This window comes from Herbaspirillum rhizosphaerae, assembly GCF_001189965.1.
GTDB lineage: Bacteria > Pseudomonadota > Gammaproteobacteria > Burkholderiales > Burkholderiaceae_D > Herbaspirillum > Herbaspirillum rhizosphaerae.
On record NZ_LFLU01000005.1, the window covers coordinates 213,566 to 232,630 of the forward strand.

A 19,065-nucleotide genomic window follows, 5' to 3' on the forward strand; every position below is an offset into this window, starting at 1 on the left:
TGCAGTTGAAACGGAAGATGCACACGGATTTTTCAGATCATGGCCGGCTCCTATAATTTCTTGCTGATTTGTTTTTCACTATTCGTTGCGACGCTGGCTTCGTACACAGTATTGGAAATCGCTGAACGCATTGCGTCCCAGGAAACTGCGCGCTATCGCCGCATGTGGCTAGGCGGCGGCGCGATGGTGTTCGGCGTCGGCATCTGGGCCACACACTTCACCGGCATGCTGGCGTTCCAGCTGCCGATCAATGTCGGCTACAACGCCTTGCTGACGACGTTGTCGCTGCTGCTGTGCATCGCACTGTCGTTCTACCTCCTGCATCGCGCCACCCAGCGCCGCCTGCGCTGGCCGCGCATGCTGGCCGACGGCGTTGCGCTGGGCGCCGGCATGGCGCTGGTACATTACCTCGGGCTGCATTCCATGCAGATCACGCCGGCCGTGCATTACACGCCCTGGCTGGAGATCTTGTCGGTGCTGCTGACCACGGGTGTGGCGGTGCTCAATATCTGGGTCATCTATACACTCAACGCACGCAAGAGCGATCACTTCTGGAAACGCATCACGCTGGCTGCGGCGCTCGGTTTCGGCATCTTCTGCATGCATGGCCTGAACCTGGCGGCCGCCCGCTTTTCGCCGGACAGCATCAGCAGCACCTACGGCAACATGGATCGCGACAACCTGATGAGCGTGGTGCTGCTTGGCACCTTGTTCGTCCTGATCGCCGCGCTGATTTTCAGCGGCGCGCAAAAGACCAAGCTGCTCAAGAAGATCGTCGGGCGCACCAACGACAAGCTGCTGCACTTCGCCACGCACGATGTGCTGACGGGTTTGCCCAATCGCGCGCTGCTGGCGGAGCGCATCCAGCATGCGATTCATGTGTCCAAGCGCAGCGGTCTGTCGTTCGCGGTGTTGTTCATGGATCTGGACGGTTTCAAGGCGATCAACGATTCGCTCGGCCACGCGGTCGGCGACGGTTTGCTGATTGCGGTCGGCCAGCGCATCCGCGTTTGCATTCGCGGTGAAGACATGGTCTCGCGCATCGGCGGCGATGAATTCGTTGTGGTGATGAGCAACCTGGCGACGCCGGAAGTAGTGGAGAATCTGGCCGAGAATATCCTCAGCGTTTTACGCCAGGATTTTCGCGTCGATGAAGCGACCCTGCGCGTGACGTCCAGCATCGGCATCGCCGTATATCCGAACAGCGGCGAAACGGTCGACGCGCTGATGAAGAACGCTGACGCCGCGATGTACGAAGCCAAGCAAAACGGCCGCAATACCTATCGCTTCTTCGAACCGGCCATGCATGCCAGCGCGATGCGCCACCTGACGATCCGGCATGCGCTGCAACAGGCGGTGGAACACGACCAGCTGTCGCTGCATTTCCAGCCCAAGTTCGACGGCAGGCAGCGTACGCTGACGGGTGTGGAAGCCTTGCTGCGCTGGAATCATCCCGAGCTGGGCAGCATGAGCCCGACCGAATTCATCCCGATCGCCGAGCGCTCCGGCCAGATCATTCCTATCGGCGACTGGGTATTGCGCGAGGTGTGCGCGCAGATTTCGCGCTGGGATGCCGAAGGCAGGCCGCCGGTCAAGGTGGCGCTGAACCTGTCGCCGTTGCAGTTGCGTCCGGATCTGGTTGACAGCGTGACCGCCATCGTCGGGCAGGCCGGCATTGCGCCGCAACGGCTGATGTTCGAGATTACGGAAACGGCGGCCATGAAGAACGTCGAAAAGAGCGTGCGCATCATTACCGATCTGCAGGCGCTTGGCTTTGACATCTCCATCGACGATTTCGGCGCCGGTTATTCCAGCCTCGCCTATCTCCAGCAATTCCACTGTCGCCAGATCAAGATCGATCGCTTCTTTACCTCGCGTCTCGATCAAGGCGGCGACTCCGGCCCGGCCATCGTCTCGGCGATCATCGCGCTGGCGCATGCCCTGAATATGGAAGTGGTGGCCGAAGGCGTGGAGACCGAGGCGCAACTGGAGGCGCTGCAAAAACTCAATTGCGATCAGATGCAGGGCTTCCTGCTGGGGCGTCCCGCTGCCGCCGCCGACATGCAACAACTGCTGGGGCCGGGACGCGCTTTCGCCTGAACGGCCCTTGTCAGTTGGCGACGGCGATGCGCCGCTGTACCACGCGCAAATACCAGATCAGGAAAAACGCCACCACGCCCAGGCTGGCGCTGTTGCCGAGCCAGAAGCCGGCTGCGCCATGCAGCCAGGGTGGCGAGAATCCGAACGGGTCCAGTCCCAGAACGTAGCCGCCGCCCAGTCCCACGCCCCACAGCGCCACCGCATAGATCACCGTCGGGATCACCGCGACCTTGTAGGCGCGCAATACGAATGCCGTCGTCACTTGCAGCGAGTCGAACAACTGGTAAAAGGCGATGAACAGGAACAAGGGCAAGGCCGAGGCGATGATCACTTCGTCCGGCGTATAGGCGCGGATGATCTGTTCACGCGCAAACCAGACCGCCACGCCGATCAACACCGACAGGATCGCCGACAAGCGGATGCCGGCGCGCGAGATGGTCTTGGCCATGCGCCAGTCGCGCGCGCCGATGGCCTGCGCCACCAGCGTGCCGGTCGCGTTGGCCAGCGACAGCGGCAGCATGTACAGCACGGTGCCGACGTTGGCCGTGATCTGATGCCCGGCCACGGCGACCGCGCCCAGGCGCGCGATGAAGATCGCCATCAGCGTAAAGGCCGTGACCTCGATGAAATAGCTCAGGCCCATCGGAATGCCGAGTTTCAGCAAGCTGCGTTGCGCAGCCCATTGCGGTTTGATGAAGCCGCTGCCGAACACTTTCAGCTCGCGATAGATCGGCGCCTTGCGCACCAGCATCCAACCGGTCAGCAGCATCAGCCAGGCAATCAGGCTGGTGGCGATGGCGCAGCCCGGACCGCCGAACGCCGGCAAGCCGAGTCCGCCGAAGATGAACCAGGCGTTGAGCGGAATCTTCAGCAGCAGCGCGCCGATCTGGATCGTCATGACCATCTTGGGACGCGCAATCGCCGTATTCAATGCGGCATACACGCGAAACCCCAGCGTCGCCGGCAGCGCCAGCGCTTCGATGCGCAAGTAAAGGGTGGCCTTTTCCGCCAGTTCTGGCGAGGCTTGCGCGACCGACAGGAAGGCAGGGGAGAACACCAGCACCAGGCAGCCGATGCAACTGAGAAAAAGCGCGAGCCACAGTCCCTGTTTCACTTCGCGTCCGATGTCTTCCAGCCGGCGCGCACCGTAGAGCTGGCCGATGATAGGCAGCAGCGCCTGCAGCACGCCCGACAGACCGACGAAGACGCTCACATAGATCGATACGCCCAGCGCCAGCGCTGCCAGATCCATCGCCGAAAAGCGCGACACCATGGCGGTATCGATCACGCCGTTGGCGATCAGCGCCAGCTGGCCGATCAGAATGGGCCAGGCCAGCGACGCGATGCGGAAGGTATGGAAGCGTTGATTCATGCGGATAAACAATCGACGCAGGCTTCTTGCGGAAGTCTGCGCGCTCTTTTCTTTCTAAGATTTTCTGGCCTGGCGGCAGCACGGGGCCGGTGCAGACGTCTCGTCCGATTCATGCGCAGCAGACGGCAATCTGCTGCGCGCTGCCCTCAATTATCGCCCAATGCGGCGATACAGGCGGAAGCGCTCGTCGCGGTCGGACGGACGGCGGCCTTCCCACAGCAATTGCCAGTTGCCCTGGTACTGGCGCAACATCTGTTCGGCGTTCTGATTATCGATACTGTCTTGCAGCAGCAGGAAGTCGCAGCGCATGTCCGGGCGGTCTTCAAAGCGGACGTGGCCGAAATAGGCGAACGAAGCGCGCTGCGCCGGTCCGACGTTGGATTCCACGCATTGCTTCACGGCCGACATCTTTTCTTCGATCTGCTGTGCTACGCCGGCGTAGCTCTTGCCGTAATTGACCCAGGGCAGCCACAGCGTCATCAGCAGCACCCAGCACAGCACCACGCCGCCGGACGACAGCACCACCGCGCGCCACAGCACCGATGGACGGCGCGAGATGCGCCAATGCACCAGCAGGATCCAGAAAACGGTCGTCAGGATCGCAATCGCCAGCGCAATCATGTTGAAGCCCGGCTGATAGCCTGGCGCCAGCTTGTAGGCATTCTTCGCGATCTGTGCCGGCCAGCCGGTTTCCTTGGCGATCCAGCCGATCCAGATGAAGGCCGCGCAGGTGGTCAGCGTCATCACCGAGAACCAGTCCACCGCATTGATGGCGCCGCGCTTCATGGTCGGCAGGCCGAATGCCGCGAGGATGGCCAATGCCGGCAGCAACGGCAGCAGGATGCCTTCTTCGCTGTGCACGTTGAGCAGCACCAGCAAGGTCAGGGGGATGAAGAAGGCCAGCGGCAGCGAGATATGCAGCGAATGCGGCTGGCGGCGCCAGGCGTACACGGCCCATCCGGCAAACGGCCAGGCCGGCCAGGCGAACCAGACGCCGTATTTGAGGAAGAATTTCAGCGAGGCCATGGTCGGCCAGTTCAGCTGATAGATGTTCCAGCTCAGCCAGGTCGAGAATTGTGCGCTGGCTTCCGGCAGCAAGGCGCGGATGGACAGCACCCAGATCACGCAAATGCCCGCCGCTGCCGGCAGCGACACGCCCAGCAGCGATTTGAAGACAGGACGGTAATACAGGCCCGACAGCACCAGCAAGCCCAGCAGCAGGCCGCTCGGCAATATCCAGCCATGCGTCAGCACCAGCAGGCCGAGCGTCGCGCCCAGCATCAGGGCATGGCCAAGCTTGTTGGTGTCGAACACGCGCGTCGAGCAGTACAGCGCATACGAGACCAGCGCGATCTGCATGGTCTTGGCGCTGGTTTCATGGCTGTGCAGCAGCAGGCCGAGGAAGCCGAGGTAGATCAGGAAGGCGCCGTCGGCCAGCGTGCGGCCGAAGTCGCGCGGCTCCGGCTGGCCGCCGAAGGCCAGTTTGAGCGGTTGCGCTTCATTGCGGCGGCCCAGCAGGTAAGTGGCGTACCAGATCGACAGCGAGCCGACCAGGAAGCAGGCGACGGTCGAAATGCGCGCCGCCAGCGGATCGCCCAGCAGCCAGCCGAACAGCTTGATGCACAGCGCGCCGAACCAGTAGGCCAGCGGGCTTTCCGCCGGCATCGCCATGCCGGCGATGTTCGGCGCCAGCCAATCCATCAGATTGCCGTGCGCCATGGTCCACATGATGCCGAAGCTGGCGGCATCGTCGTTCTTCCACGGGTCGCGGCCGATCAGGCCGGGCAGGATATAGAGCAGGCCGATGGCGAGCAGGCCCCAGCGAGGCAGTGCATTGGTCGCAGCGGCAGGGAGACGGACTGGCTTCATCAAGGTGTTATTGCTCTTGTCTAGTTTTGATGCACTGTTGGAGTGCAAATTCAGGGTATCGTTTTGTCGACGAGTTTGCAGGCGATATTGTGCAGCAAAACCCTGTTAAAAGTTGTATTTGACCGTAACGGCCATAGGGACGAATACACCCCGGTTGAGACAGATGCGACAGTTGCCGCGCAAGCGGCGGACAAAAAACAAAAAAGGCAGCCTGAGCTGCCTTTTTTGACATCGTGCAGAGATTATTCTGCCGCGACTGCAGTCTTGGAGCCGACTGTGCCGAATTTTTGGCGGAACTTTTCAACGCGGCCAGCGGTGTCGACGATCTTGTGCTTGCCGGTGTAGAACGGGTGCGATTCGGAAGAAACTTCAATCTTCACGAGTGGGTATTCTTTACCTTCGAATTCAGCCTTTTCGCGAGTGCCGATAGTCGAGCGGGTGATGAACTTGAAGTCGTTCGAAACGTCGTGGAACAGAACTTCGCGGTAATCAGGATGGATGCCTTGTTTCATTTTTTGCCTTGAAAATTAATGGTAGCCAATCATCACTTCGTCGGTCGTCTTGCTTCTTGACCCGATTGTCGATCACTTGCCGGGGGTGAAAAGTCCGAAATTATACAATGAAATCATGGGTTTGCGTCAAGCCTGAATGGCTTTTGCCAAGCTGGGATGTTGTTTTCCGCAGATCGGGACGCTTTTTGGTCTCAGAGACAAGTCAGCCGGCAGTCCGAATTGCCGCCGGATGCAAGATCCGGCGGACGGGCTTGTCAGTTTGTCATGAACAACTTATTTCCACAGCGCGCACTTGGATTCCGCCTTGGTGGTCCAGGCTTGTTCCGCCGGAATGGTTTGCACCACCTTGTAGTAATCCCACGGATACTTCGACTCGGACGGCTTCTTTACTTCCATCAGATACATGTCGTGCACCATGCGGCCGTCCGGGCGGATGTAGCCGTTCTTGGCGAAGAAGTCGTTGATCTTGGTCTTGTGCATCTGCGCGATGACCTTGTCCGAATCGTCGGTGCCGCTAGCCTTGACCGCATTCAGGTACTGGATCGTCGCCGAGTAGTCGGCGGCTTGCAGCATCGACGGCATGCGCTTCATCTTGGCGAAGTAGCGCTTGGACCAGTCGCGGGTTTCCTGATTCATGTCCCAGTACCAGCCGTCGGTCAGGTACATGCCTTGCGTCACCTGCAGCGTCAGTGCGTGCACGTCGTTGATGAACATCAGCAGGCCGGCCAGCTTCATGGTCTTGTTGATGCCGAACTCGTTGGCGGCCTTGATCGAGTTGATGGTGTCGCCGCCGGCGTTGGCCAGGCCCAGGATCTGCGCCTTGGAAGCCTGCGCCTGCAGCATGAAGGACGAGAAGTCCGACGCCCCCAGCGGATGCTTGACCGCGCCCACCACCGTGCCGCCGTTGGCCTTGACGATGTCGGAGGTGTCCTTCTCCAGCGAGGCGCCGAAAGCGTAGTCGGCGGTCAGGAAGTACCAGCTCTTGCCGCCGTTCTTGACGATGGCCGAACCGGTGCCCTTGGCCAGCGCGACGGTGTCGTAAGCGTAGTGGATGGTGTAGGGCGTGCATTCTTCATTGGTCAGCCGCGCGGTGGCGCCGCCGACGGCGATGAAGGTCTTTTTCTTTTCGCCGGCTACCTTGGCCATGGCCAGGCTGGTGCCGGAATTAGTGCCGCCGATCAGCATGTCCACGCCTTGCTGGTCGAACCATTCGCGTGCTTTCGAGGCGGCGATATCGGCCTTGTTCTGATGGTCGGCCGTGACCAGTTCGATCTTCTTGCCGTTGACCGTGCCGCCGAAGTCGGCAATCGCCATCTTGATCGCTTCGATGCCGCCCTGGCCGTCGATGTCGATATAGACGCCCGACAAGTCGGTGATGATGCCGATCTTGACCACATCTCCCGAAATCTGCGCTGCCGCCGGTGCGGCGAATCCCCCTGCAAATGCGGCGGCCACGGTCGCCGCGATGGCTGTCTTGGTGACGTTCATCTGTTGCTCCTCCTGATTGGTTGTGTCTTCGATGCTGCTGTTTTTATACCGTCTGATGGACGGCTGCTTTAACGCGGTGCTCTCTTGCGCCGGCATGGATGCATGACCGGTGTGCCGCTGGTTCTACAACGCTTCCAAAATACAACGATGCTGCGCTTGCTGGTGATGAAATATTTGCCGGAGGATTGGCTGCTGGTACTTTTTTGTGTTTGTCTCTGCTTTGATTCTTATTTGTTTTTTTGCCCCGGTTCTTTCCCGTCCTGACCGCAGCGTGCCTGAAATAGTAGTGTACGCAGAAAATCACGGTCAAGCGGTTTTTCAGCGACTGTTGCACATAAAAAAGCCGCGACGGGCGTCACGGCTTTTCAGGGGGAAATCGGCTGGCGGGCTTACTGATGCGTCGCCAGGCGCAAAATCCCGGAGAACTTCAGCAATTCGCTTTCTTCCACGTCGGATACCGCCCAGTAATGCATCTCGTCCGCCGTCCAGCGCACCACGTGGTAGCCGCGGCTGCTCTCGGCCTTCGGCCCGGCGTCCTTGCCGTTGGCCGGCCAGATGTACAGATTGATGGGATGCTTCTGGCGGCGATAGACCAGCGCCGCGACCGGATGGCCGTCGAGGTAATCCAGCCGGCCGCCTTCCAGCACGAAGCCCTGGGGCGCGAGATCGATCACCGTCGGCGCAAAATTCAGCTTGCCGTTGAACCACGGTTTTACCGTATGCTGATCGGTGGAGGCGACATCGGTCAGATGGTCGGCTTGCAAGGAGCGTACGTGGTTGGAGATGGCTTCTTCGGTGATACGGTCATCCGCTGTCGGCAGGTTGAGGTACAGGCCGGCGCTCCAGACTGCAACCAGCAAGGTTGCCATCGCCGTGCCAAGCTGCAGCCAGCTCAGATTCCAGTTTGCCGGAAAGCTGGGCAGGCTGATCCGCCGGGGCTTGTCCTGCGGCAAGGTATCCGGAATATGCGTGGCGATGCGGGCGGCCAGATCCGGCGGCGCCTTGAAGTATGCGGTTTCGCTGCGGACGCGTTTGCTCAGCGCCGCTTGTTCGGTGTATTCGCGCCGGCATTCAAGGCAGCCGTCCAGATGGCGTTGCACGGTCAGCGTTTCCGCAATGCCGAGCTCCTGGTCCACATAGGCCGGCAGCAGTTCCATGATTTCGCTGTGTTCCATCATTCCCCCTGATTTGCCGGAGCAAGAATTTTCGCCAGCAGCTTGCGGCCGCGGCCGAGGCGCGACATGACCGTGCCGATCGGGATGCCGACGATGCCGGCGATTTGCTTGTACGACAGATCCTCCAGTTCGCGCATGACCATCACCTCGCGAAACTCCAGCGGCAAGGCGGCAAGTCCCTGTTGTAACTGGCGTTCGCTGTCCTTGCGCAAGAGCAGTTTTTCCGGATTGTTGTCGCGGTAGTGCATGTCGACGGCATCCGTAGTGTCGAGGCTGTGAAACTCTTCGTCGAAGAGTGTGTTCTGCTGTTGCGCATGATTCTCCTGATACCAGGTGTAGAAGGTATTGCGCACGATCGTCAGCAGCCACGCACGGGCATCGTCGCCATGGAATCCATCAAAAAAGCGGAAGGCCCGCAGGCTGGCTTCCTGCACCAGATCTTCCGCATCGTGGCGGCTGCGCGTCAGCCAGCAGGCCAGGTTGAATGCCGAGTTCAGATGCGGCATCACCAGCATGTGAAATCGTCGGTTCTTTATCGGATCGGTCATGCACGCGTTTCCATGGTTATCAGGCTGAAACTGGAAATCTCTTCTTTTTATTCCCGATACGGCGAAAAAATAATGGGAATAAATTTGCCGGGACGCCGGTTTAGGTCGGTATCGATCAGGTGATCGGTCCAACCTTGGAGGACGTCATGGGCAACGATAGTAGCAATGATACGAACAATGGCACAAATAGCGATTTCAGCAATGGCATCGACAATGACACCAGCAGCGGCGTCGACCGGCGCAGCTTTCTGCGCCTGGCCGGGCTGGGCGGCGTCATCTTTGCCTCCGGCCTGAGCGGCTGGGCCGATGCGGCGGAGGCGAGCGGCTCTGCGGGCGGTATGACTGCGGCGCAAGATTTTTTCTTCGTGCAGCTGTCGGATTCGCATTGGGGGTTTGAAGGCGACGTCAATCCCGACGCCAAAGGCACCTTGCAGAAAGCCGTCGCGACGGTGAACGCACTGGAGCAGACGCCGGATTTCATCGTCTTCACCGGCGATCTGACACACACCACGGACGACCCGCGCGAGCGGCGCCAGCGGTTGGCGCAGTTTCGCGACATCGTCTCGGCGCTCAAGGTCAAGACGGTCTACTACATGCCGGGCGAGCACGATGCCGCGCTGGATAACGGCAAGGCTTATCAGGAATTCTTCGGCAAGACGCACTACACCTTCGATCACAAGGGCGTGCACTTCATCGTGCTGGACAATGTCTCCGATCCGGCGGCGCGCATCGGCGACGAGCAGCTCGCCTGGCTAGCGGCCGACCTGAAGCAGCAGCCGGCCGACGCCCGCATCGTGGTGTTCACGCATCGCCCGCTGTTCGATTTGTATCCGCAATGGGATTGGGCCACACGCGACGGCGCCAGGGCGGTGGAGCTGCTGATGCCGTACTCCAACGTCACCGTGTTCTACGGCCACATTCATCAGGAAAACCATCACATGACCGGCCACATCGCGCATCACTCCGCGAAGTCGCTGATCTTCCCGTTGCCGGCGCCGGGCTCGCAACCCAGGCGCACGCCGCTGGCCTGGGATGCCGCGCATCCTTACCAAGGACTGGGCGTGCGGACGGTGAAGCCGGAACCGCGCCCACGCAACACTGAATACACCCTGGCCGAACTGGCCGTAGGAGCGGCGAAATCATGAGCATGAATATGATGAACAAGAAACGACGTTTGTTGTTGGCCGGTTGCGCGGCAGGCGGACTGGGCGCGATGGCGATTGCCGTAGCCCAGCCCAAGGAGAAGGTCATCAAAGTGACGGCCAAGCGCTTCGATTTTTCGCCGAGCGTGATCCCGTTGAAGAAAGGCGTGCCGGTGACTCTGGAGCTGACCAGCCTCGACATCCCGATGGGTTTCAACGCGCCGGACTTCGGCGTGCGCGCCGACATGTTGCCGGGCAAGGTTGCGAAGCTCCGGTTCATTCCGGACAAGACCGGCGAATTCACCTTCTACTGCGACATCTTCTGCGGCTCCGGCCATGAAAGCATGTCGGGTTCGCTGGTCGTTACCTGAAACGAAACCGTGAAGAGCCTCGCCGTTCTTCGCATGCAGCAGCGCCTTCTTGCAGACTGCAAGGAGAAAATGTGAACGCCGTGTTGAACGATGTCTGTCGGATGACACGGAAATGCGGGCGCAAAAAAATCCGCCGGATTGCTCGGCGGATTTTTGTACGGCAGGTTTGCAATGCCGTCAGCGGCATTGCATGGATGACGCTTAGCTGCCGCGACGCATCATGTCGAAGAACTCGGCGTTGTTCTTGGTCGACTTCATCTTGTCGAGGATGAATTCCATCGCTTCGATTTCGTCCATGTCGTACATCAGCTTGCGCAGCACCCAGATCTTTTGCAGCTGGTCCGGCTTGATCAGCAGTTCTTCGCGGCGGGTGCCGGATTTGCTGAGGTTGATCGCCGGATAGACGCGCTTCTCGGCGAGGCGGCGTTCCAGGTGGACTTCCATGTTGCCGGTGCCCTTGAATTCTTCGTAGATCACGTCGTCCATGCGGCTGCCGGTTTCGATCAGCGCGGTGGCGATGATGGTCAGCGAGCCGCCTTCTTCGACGTTACGCGCAGCGCCGAAGAAACGCTTCGGACGCTGCAGCGCATTGGCGTCGACACCGCCGGTCAGGACCTTGCCGGATGCCGGGATCACGGTGTTGTAGGCGCGCGCCAGACGGGTGATCGAGTCCAGCAGGATGACCACGTCTTTTTTCATTTCAACCAGGCGCTTGGCTTTTTCCAGCACCATTTCGGCGACCTGCACGTGACGCGTTGCCGGTTCGTCGAAGGTCGATGCAACGACTTCGCCGCGCACCGAGCGCTGCATTTCGGTCACTTCTTCCGGACGTTCGTCGATCAGCAGGACGATCATCACGGTGTCGGGATGGTTGGTGGTGATCGCGTGGGCGATGTGTTGCAGCATGACCGATTTGCCGGACTTCGGCGACGCCACCAGCAGGCCGCGCTGGCCGCGGCCGATCGGTGCGATCAGGTCGATGATGCGGCCGGTGATGTTTTCCTCGCCGCGCATGTCGCGCTCGAGTTGCATGATCTTGTTCGGGTGCAGCGGGGTCAGGTTTTCGAACAGGATACGGTGCTTGGAAGCTTCAGGCGCTTCGCCGTTGACCTTGTCGACCTTGACCAGCGCGAAGTAGCGCTCGCCGTCTTTTGGTGTACGCACTTCGCCTTCGATGGAATCGCCGGTGTGCAGGTTGAAGCGGCGGATTTGCGAGGGCGAAATGTAAATGTCGTCGGTGGACGCCATGTAGCTGGCGTCGGGCGAGCGCAGGAAGCCGAAGCCGTCAGGCAGGACTTCAAGGGCGCCGTCGCCGAAAATCTGTTCTCCCGATTTCGCGCGTTTCTTGAGGATCGCGAACATCAGTTCTTGCTTGCGCAGGCGCGCCGCGTTATCGATGTCCAGGCCAATTGCCATTTCGAGCAATGCGGAGACGTGTAACGCCTTTAATTCTGATAAGTGCATATGAGTGTCCCGGGATGGGAATAGTAAAAGGTGGGGGAGGGAGTTGCGTGGTGTGTAAATTAAAGAACAAGCTTACTTGTATCTAATCAGGCTACCGGTAAGCATAACAAGCGGCGATACGAGCGTATCGCCGCCTTGAATCTTCTTAGATGTTGCTGTCGATGAACGAGGTCAGCTGGCCCTTGGCCAAAGCACCGACTTTTTGCGCAGCTGCCGCACCGTTCTTGAACAGGATCAGCGTCGGAATGCCGCGGATGCCGAACTTGGCTGGAATAGCCTGGTTGGAATCGACGTCCAGCTTGGCGATCTGCAGCTTGCCGTCATATTCTTTGGCGACTTCTTCCAGAATCGGCGCAATCGCTTTGCAAGGTCCGCACCATTCAGCCCAGAAGTCCACCAGGACCGGCTTGTCGGATTTCAAAACGTCAGCTTCAAAAGATGCGTCGGAGATATGTTTGATGTTTTCGCTCATGGTATTTCCTCGGTATGAGGGATATATAAGTAGTCAAATAGCGCCGTGGGAACATACCGCTTGCGTGGCTATGCCATCAACGCTTCCTGAAATGCCTAAGTGCTTATTAAGTCATTGCTTAAAGCAGATGGAGTCGTTGCGCCCTAATTCAAGTTATTTTGAAGTGCGGCAGCGGGTAATCGGCGGGGTACGGAGGCAATCATAACCCATTTTTGAAAAAAGTGCGTTTCAGATTGAAAGCCTTGTTGCGCGGGCGTTTGCCTGCGCCATGGCCCATGTGCCCGCGCATTCGGGCGGGCTCTCGCATACAATGCCGCAAAGGCATGGTCCGGCGATAGTTTCCGGCAATGCTTTCGATAGATATTTATTTTGCGTTTTTTTGCGCTTCCACCTCTTTTTCGCCCCGATTCCCATCGCATGCTTCATTCGCCCTTGCTGATCAGCCCGTCCATCGATTTCTGGCCGCAGACCGCCGCCGCGCTGCTGGACGCCGACCATGCGCTGGGCCAGGCGGTGCGCGCCGGATCGCGCGATTTTTCCGGCTATCAGGTGGTGGTGCCGGCGTTTTCGCACGCGGTGCATTGGCGCGCTGCGCTGGCGCAGGAGCTGGCGAAGATCGCTCCAGGCACGCGCGCTTTCATCCCGCCGCGCATCAACACCATGGCCGGCTGGCTGGCCATGCAGGAACCCGAGCCGGCCACCGCCGACAGCGAGCGGCTGATGCAGTTGTACGCGCAATTGCGCCAGCACGGCTGGCTCAAGAAGATGTTCACCGCGCGCCGCAATACCGATCTGCTGCCGCTGGCGCAAACACTGCTGTCGCTCTCGGACGAACTCACGCAGGCGCTGCTGCCCGCCATGGAAAAAGCGCCCGGCGATGCCGACGAGCGCTGGCAAGCCGCCCTCAATCAATTGTCGCCGTCGGCGCGCAGCATGCTCTCGGACGAGGCGCAACTGGTGTGGTCGATCTGGAAGAGCCAGCTCGACGGCAACGACAAAACCGTGCGGCGCTATGCCCGCATGCTGGCCCTGGCGCAGCCGCCGCTGCATGGCACACTGGCGCCGCTGATCTGGATCAGCCCGGTCGCGCCGGAGCCGATGGAGCTGGCCTTTCTCGAAGCCTATGCCGCGCACACCGACGTGCAGCCGGTCGTCATCGACTGGCGCGGACCGGATATTCCCTTGCTCTATCAGACTGCCTGGCCGGAGTTGTGCGATGCAGAATTGGCCCCGATGCCCGACGATCTGTTCGCGCCGCAGATGGACGCGCCGACCATGGCGCTGTGCCCGGCCGGCAGCCTGGAAGAAGCCTCGCAGCAAAGCGCGCTGGTCGTGCTCGACTGGCTGCAGCAAGGCAAGAAGGACATCGCCATCGTCGCGCAGGATCGCGTCAGCGCCCGCCGTCTGCGCGCCCTGCTGGAGCGCGCCGAGGTCTCGGTCGCCGACGAAACCGGATGGAAGCTGTCCACCACGCGCGCCGCCGCAGCGCTGGCTGCATGGTGCGACGTCGTCACTTCGCGCGGCGAAACCACCGCCTTGCTGGACTTGCTGAAGTCGCCGTTCATTTTTGCCGGCATGGCGGACAAGCCGGCCGCCGTGATGCAGATCGAGTGGCAATTGCGGCGCCAGAACATCGCCAGCGAATGGCGCAGCATCCTCGCCGTGTTCAACAATGAATCCGCTGCCGCCGATTGTCTCAACGCGGTTGCCCGGCAAGCTGCCGTCTTCGATGGCCGCAAGAGCCTGTCGGCATGGAGCGACTGCGCCCAGCAACTGCTGGATGCGCTCGACATGCGCCGTGCGTTCGAAGAGGACACTGCCGGCCAGCAGGCGCTGCAATTGCTGCAGGATCTGGGCGACGACAGCGCCCGCAATGCCGATGGCGGTGAACTGTTTTCTTTCGCCGAGTGGCGCGCCCTGCTGAACCTGCAACTCGATGCGGTGACCTTCATGCCACCGATCACCGATCGCCGCGTGGTGATGCTGCCGCTTAACGGCGCGCGCCTGCGCAACTTCGACGCGGTGCTGGTGATCGGCGCCGATGCCGAGCATCTGCCGTCGCAGCCGCAGGAAACTCTGTTCTTCTCCAACGCGGTGCGGCACGAACTCGGTTTGCCGACGCGCCTGAGCCGCCAGCATCAGCAATTGCGCGATCTCACCGAACTCTTGTGCGCCAACCGCGAAGTAGTGCTGAGCTGGCAGACCCACAAGGACGGCGAACCCAATCCCATGAGCCCCTGGCTGGAGCGCATGGAGCTGTGTCTGGCAAGGGCCGGCATGGATCCGATACGCGTGTTGCGCCATCCGCTGCCGGCGCAGCAGTTGCAGGCGCAGCCGGCAAGCATGCCCACGCCGTCGGCGCCGACGCTGCTGCCGCCGAAATTGTCGGCCAGCGGCTACAACACTTTCGTCGCCTGCCCGTATCAATTCTTCGCACTGCGCATGCTGCGCGTGAGCGTCATGGATGAACTGTCCGATATGCCTGAGAAACGCGACTACGGCGGCTGGCTGCATGAAATCCTGATGACTTATCACGAGACCGTGCGTGATCAGAAGACGCCGCTGGAGCAACGTGCAGCCTTGCTTGCAACGATCTCCGACCAGGTATTCGGCAAAGCCATCAGCCAGCATCCGGCTGCGCTCGGCTACGCTGCGCGCTGGCAGAAGGTGATGCCAGCATACCTGGTCTGGGCCAACGAACGCGAAGGGCAGGGTTGGCATTTCGCCTTCGGTGAAATCGCCTTGCAGCACATGCTGGAATGGCCGGGCGGCGGCATCGAATTGCACGGCCGCCTCGACCGCGTCGACGAGAATGCGGAAGGCGAGCGCGCCGTTCTCGACTACAAGACGCGTCCCTTGCCGTCGCTGGTCACCAAGCTGAAGGATGCCGAAGATCATCAGTTGCCGTTTTACGGTTTGCTGTCCGGACAAACCATGGCAGCCGCACATTACGTGGCGCTGGAAACCTTCAAGGATAAAACCGGTGACGTCGCTGCGCCGGATTTCGAACGCCAGCAGCAAGCATTGCAACAGCAGATCGGCACCGTCATGCACGCCGTCACGCAGGGCGCGCCGCTGCCCGCCAACGGCATCGAATCGGTTTGCCAGTATTGCGAAGTACGCGGCTTGTGTCGCAAGGGAGTCTGGCAATGAGCGCCATGGAAAGTACTGAAAAAGATACCGGGCCTATCTCAGCTTATGAGATCAACGGCCAGCCTGCCGAGGCTGCAGCCTTCACCGCCGCCGCCTGCGATCCGCGCCATTCGGTGGTGGTGGAAGCCTGCGCCGGCAGCGGCAAGACCTGGCTGCTGGTGGCGCGCATGCTGCGTCTGCTGCTGGCCGGCGCCAAGCCGGCCGAGTTGCTGGCGATTACCTTTACCCGCAAAGCTGCGCAGGAAATGCGCGAGCGCCTGATGGAGCTGTTGCATGAACTGACGCTGGCGCCGGCGGACAAGGCGCGCGGATTGCTGCTGGAGCGCGGCATCGGCGAAGCGGAACTGTCGCGCGTGATGCCGCAGGCGCGCGCGCTGTACGAACAGATTTTGTCGGGGCAGCAAAGCCTTTCCATCGATACTTTCCACAGCTGGTTTGCGCGCTTGCTGCAAATCGCGCCGCTGGCGTCGGGAGTGCCGCACGGCTATGCGCTGACCGAAAAGAACGGCGAGCTGATGAATGAAGCCTATCGCCGCTTCATGCAAGCCGTGCAAAAGCCGCCGCAGGGCGACATCAAACAAGCCCTGCTGGAGTTATACGACCTGGCCGGCGACAGTGGCGCCAAGCGGCTGCTGGATTCTTTCCTCGACAAGCGCGCCGAATGGTGGGCGGCGACCATGCCGCCGCTGTCTTCCGACGAGATGCCGTTGCAATGGCTGGAGAGCTTGTGCGGACCCGATGCGCAACGCGATGCGCGCCTCGACGTCTGGTCGGATGAAGCGCTGAAGGCGAAGCTGTACGAAATTTCTTCCGTGCTGGGCAACGGCGCCGCCGCCAATCAGAAGCGCGCGACTATTATCGAAGCGCTGGTCACGGGCGAAGCTTCAGCGGAAAATTTCGCCGCGCTGGCATCGCAGTTCTATGACGATGCGGAGAAGACGCGCGGCAACAATGCGCGCACCAAGGCGCTCAAGGCGGCGCTGGTCGCACACTACGGTGTGGATGAAGAAGTCGCCGTCTCGCTGTTCGAAGAGACTTTCGAACTGACCGGCAATGCGCTCAAGCGCCTGCAACGCCGCAGCGCCGAAGGCATCGTGCTCAAGCTCAATCGCGCCTTGTTCATCGCCGGGCGCGCGTATCTCGATGCGTATCAGGAAGTGAAGGCTGAGCAGCGCGTCTTCGACTTCGCCGATCTGGAATGGCAAGCCTATCGCCTGCTGACCAACGAAGAGAGCGCCGCTTATCTGCAAAGCCGCCTCGACGCGCGCTACAAACACATCCTGCTGGACGAATTCCAGGATACCAATCCGCTGCAATGGAGCATCGTGCGCTCCTGGCTGCGCGCCTATGGCGGCGATGCGGCGCAGCCGACGGTGTTTGTGGTGGGCGATCCGAAGCAATCGATTTACCGCTTCCGCCGCGCCGAACCGCGCGTGTTCTCGGCGGCGCGCGACATGTTGCAAGCGCAGGGCGCTGCCGTATTGCGCGCCAACCAGACGCGCCGCAATGCGACCGCAATCGTCGATGTGCTCAATACCAGCTTCACCGGACGCAATGCCTTGTTCGCACCGCAGACCACGCTGGGCATGCCGGGCGGCGGTGTGTGGAAACTACCGCTGGTGCAGGCGCCGGAGGCTGCAGCAGAAGAAGCAACGGCCGACGCAGATGCCGATGCACAGACGCCGATGCGCAATCCGCTGACCACGCCGCGCGAGGAAGAAGACGACGCGCGCCGCCGCGATGAAGGCACGTTGATTGCACAGGCGATCTTGCAGGCGCGCAGCAGCATCACCGTCAAAGGCGAAGATGGCGAACGTGCGCTCAAGTGGGGCGACGTGATGCTGCTGGTGAAAAAGCGTCGCCATCTGATCGTTTACGAAAGCGCCTTGCGCGAGGCCGGCATTCCCTTCGTTTCCGACAAGCGCGGCGGTCTGCTGGACTCGCTGGAAATCGCCGATCTGATCGCCTTGCTCACTTTCCTGATCACGCCCAACGACGCGCGTGCGCTGACACATGTGTTGAAGAGCCCCATCATCGGCGCTTCCGATGACGATCTGATCGCGCTGGCGCAGCGTGAAGAGGGCGACTGGTGGCATCGCGTCCGGGCGCAGCAGCACAGCAGCAATGCGTCGCCTGCGATCGGCCGCGCGGTGCAGCTGCTGTCGCAATGGCTGGACGCAGCGCCGCATTATCCGGTGCACGACTTGCTGGACATGATCTTGCATCAGGGCCAGCTGGTGGCGCGCTATGCGCAATCGGTGGCGCCGGCCATGCGCACGCAGGCGCTGGGCAACATCGAAGCCTTCGTCGAGCTGGCGCTCAATCTGGATGCCGGCCGCTATCCCAGCCTGCCGAAATTCATCGACGCCTTGCGTGTCCTGCAACGCCATGCCGAGAGCGATGCGCCGGACGAGGCCAGCATCGATGCCGCTGCCGACGCCGTGCGCATTCTCACCGTGCACAGCGCGAAAGGATTGGAGGCGCCGGTGGTCGTGATGCTCGACACCAACCACAGCGACCCCGCCAACGACAACGTCGGCATCCTGTGCGACTGGCCGCAGGACGAAGATGCGCCGACGCATTTCTCCGCCTTCGGACGCAAGAGCGAACGCGGCCTGGCGCGCGATCGCTGGTTCGATGCGGAAGAAGGTTTCAAGCAACAGGAAGACTGGAATCTGCTTTACGTCGCCATCACGCGCGCCAAGCAGTTGCTGATCGTCGGCGGCGTGGCAAGCACGCGCGGCGCGCTGGACGGCGGCGTGCAGGAAGGTAGCTGGTATCACCGGCTGTTCGACCGCAGCGGCGATGTCGCGGGCATGGAAGAAGTGCATCCTGAAGCGCAACGCAACGACGAGATCGCTACGGGGGAAAAAACGTTTTCATTGGCTTTGTTCGATCCGGAGCCGCAACCGGTGTCGGTTGCGCCGGCGCCGGAAAATTACAGCAACGATGCCATCGAAGAAGGCGTCGCCTTGCATGCCTTGCTGGAGCGCATGACGCACGCACGCACGTGGCCGCCGGTATTGCCGGACGATGCGGTGATCGCACGCTGGCTGCCATGCCCGCGTCCATTGGCAGCGACCATACGCGCGCAGGCAGCAAACATGCTGGCGCAGCCGGCGCTGGAGCGCTTCTTCAATCCTGCGCTGTATCGTCACGCGCGTAATGAAATGGATATCGTGACCGGCGACGGCGTGTTGCGCTGCGATCGCGTGGTGGTGTTCGATGAGGAGGTCTGGATTCTCGACTACAAGCGTAATCTGCTCGACAGCGAACGCGCTGCTTATGCAGCGCAGCTTGCACGCTATCGCGACGCGGCGTTGTCAGTGTTTTCTGACAAACGAATCAGGTCTGCACTGATAACTGCCGACGGGCAATTTTGGGAACAATGATGGCGCT

At 60.9% G+C, this 19,065-nt stretch carries 13 protein-coding genes; 5 read left to right on the top strand and 8 right to left on the bottom strand.

The window, feature by feature from the left end; all coding sequences use genetic code 11:
* Positions 1-39: 39 nt before the first annotated feature.
* Positions 40-2,100, top strand: a complete 2,061-nt coding sequence (locus AKL25_RS09955; RefSeq protein WP_050477488.1) for a putative bifunctional diguanylate cyclase/phosphodiesterase — start codon at positions 40-42, stop codon at positions 2,098-2,100.
* Positions 2,101-2,110: 10 nt separating this feature from the next.
* On the opposite strand, the gene AKL25_RS09960 is transcribed toward AKL25_RS09955, so the two are convergent.
* The 6 genes from AKL25_RS09960 to AKL25_RS09985 form a co-directional block, all read right to left on the bottom strand.
* Positions 2,111-3,472 (bottom strand): MATE family efflux transporter, encoded by a 1,362-nt coding sequence (locus AKL25_RS09960; protein ID WP_050477566.1) that lies wholly within the window; start codon positions 3,470-3,472, stop codon positions 2,111-2,113.
* A 150-nt stretch (positions 3,473-3,622) separates the two neighbouring features.
* On the bottom strand, positions 3,623-5,341 hold the full coding sequence (locus AKL25_RS09965; protein WP_050477489.1) for an ArnT family glycosyltransferase: 1,719 nt from the start codon (positions 5,339-5,341) through the stop codon (positions 3,623-3,625).
* 242 nt (positions 5,342-5,583) lie between these two features.
* A complete protein-coding gene (locus AKL25_RS09970; protein ID WP_007876624.1) occupies positions 5,584-5,853 on the bottom strand; it encodes a type B 50S ribosomal protein L31 in 270 nt (89 codons plus the stop codon).
* Positions 5,854-6,126: 273 nt separating this feature from the next.
* Positions 6,127-7,341 carry an ABC transporter substrate-binding protein gene (locus tag AKL25_RS09975; protein ID WP_050477567.1) on the bottom strand — a complete coding sequence of 405 codons (1,215 nt, stop codon included), beginning with the start codon at positions 7,339-7,341 and terminating at the stop codon, positions 6,127-6,129.
* A 389-nt stretch (positions 7,342-7,730) separates the two neighbouring features.
* Positions 7,731-8,519, bottom strand: coding sequence for an anti-sigma factor family protein (locus tag AKL25_RS09980; protein ID WP_240475696.1), 789 nt, complete (start codon positions 8,517-8,519; stop codon positions 7,731-7,733).
* Positions 8,516-9,064: a sigma-70 family RNA polymerase sigma factor gene (locus tag AKL25_RS09985; protein ID WP_050477491.1), complete on the bottom strand. Its 549-nt coding sequence runs from the start codon at positions 9,062-9,064 to the stop codon at positions 8,516-8,518. The genes AKL25_RS09980 and AKL25_RS09985 overlap by 4 nt, the downstream gene beginning before the upstream one ends.
* Positions 9,065-9,210: 146 nt before the next feature.
* Here AKL25_RS09985 and AKL25_RS09990 point away from each other — a divergent pair, with 146 nt between their 5' ends.
* Positions 9,211-10,209, top strand: coding sequence for a metallophosphoesterase family protein (locus tag AKL25_RS09990; RefSeq protein ID WP_083444631.1), 999 nt, complete (start codon positions 9,211-9,213; stop codon positions 10,207-10,209).
* On the top strand, positions 10,206-10,577 hold the full coding sequence (locus AKL25_RS09995; RefSeq protein WP_050477492.1) for a cupredoxin domain-containing protein: 372 nt from the start codon (positions 10,206-10,208) through the stop codon (positions 10,575-10,577). Before AKL25_RS09990 ends, AKL25_RS09995 begins: the two co-directional genes overlap by 4 nt.
* Before the next feature lie 201 nt (positions 10,578-10,778).
* Here the strand turns inward: AKL25_RS09995 and rho are convergent, their stop codons facing one another.
* A complete protein-coding gene (gene rho, locus AKL25_RS10000) occupies positions 10,779-12,041 on the bottom strand; it encodes a transcription termination factor Rho (protein WP_007876631.1) in 1,263 nt (420 codons plus the stop codon).
* Positions 12,042-12,186: 145 nt separating this feature from the next.
* Positions 12,187-12,513 carry a thioredoxin TrxA gene (gene trxA, locus AKL25_RS10005; RefSeq protein ID WP_050469112.1) on the bottom strand — a complete coding sequence of 109 codons (327 nt, stop codon included), beginning with the start codon at positions 12,511-12,513 and terminating at the stop codon, positions 12,187-12,189.
* Positions 12,514-12,930: 417 nt separating this feature from the next.
* Here trxA and AKL25_RS10010 point away from each other — a divergent pair, with 417 nt between their 5' ends.
* The gene (locus tag AKL25_RS10010) at positions 12,931-15,666 is read left to right on the top strand and encodes a PD-(D/E)XK nuclease family protein (RefSeq protein ID WP_050477493.1); all 2,736 of its coding nucleotides are present in this window, start codon (positions 12,931-12,933) and stop codon (positions 15,664-15,666) included.
* Entirely contained in the window at positions 15,663-19,058 is a 3,396-nt protein-coding gene (locus tag AKL25_RS10015) for a UvrD-helicase domain-containing protein (RefSeq protein WP_157050562.1), read from the top strand. Before AKL25_RS10010 ends, AKL25_RS10015 begins: the two co-directional genes overlap by 4 nt.
* The last annotated feature ends 7 nt before the right edge of the window (positions 19,059-19,065 follow it).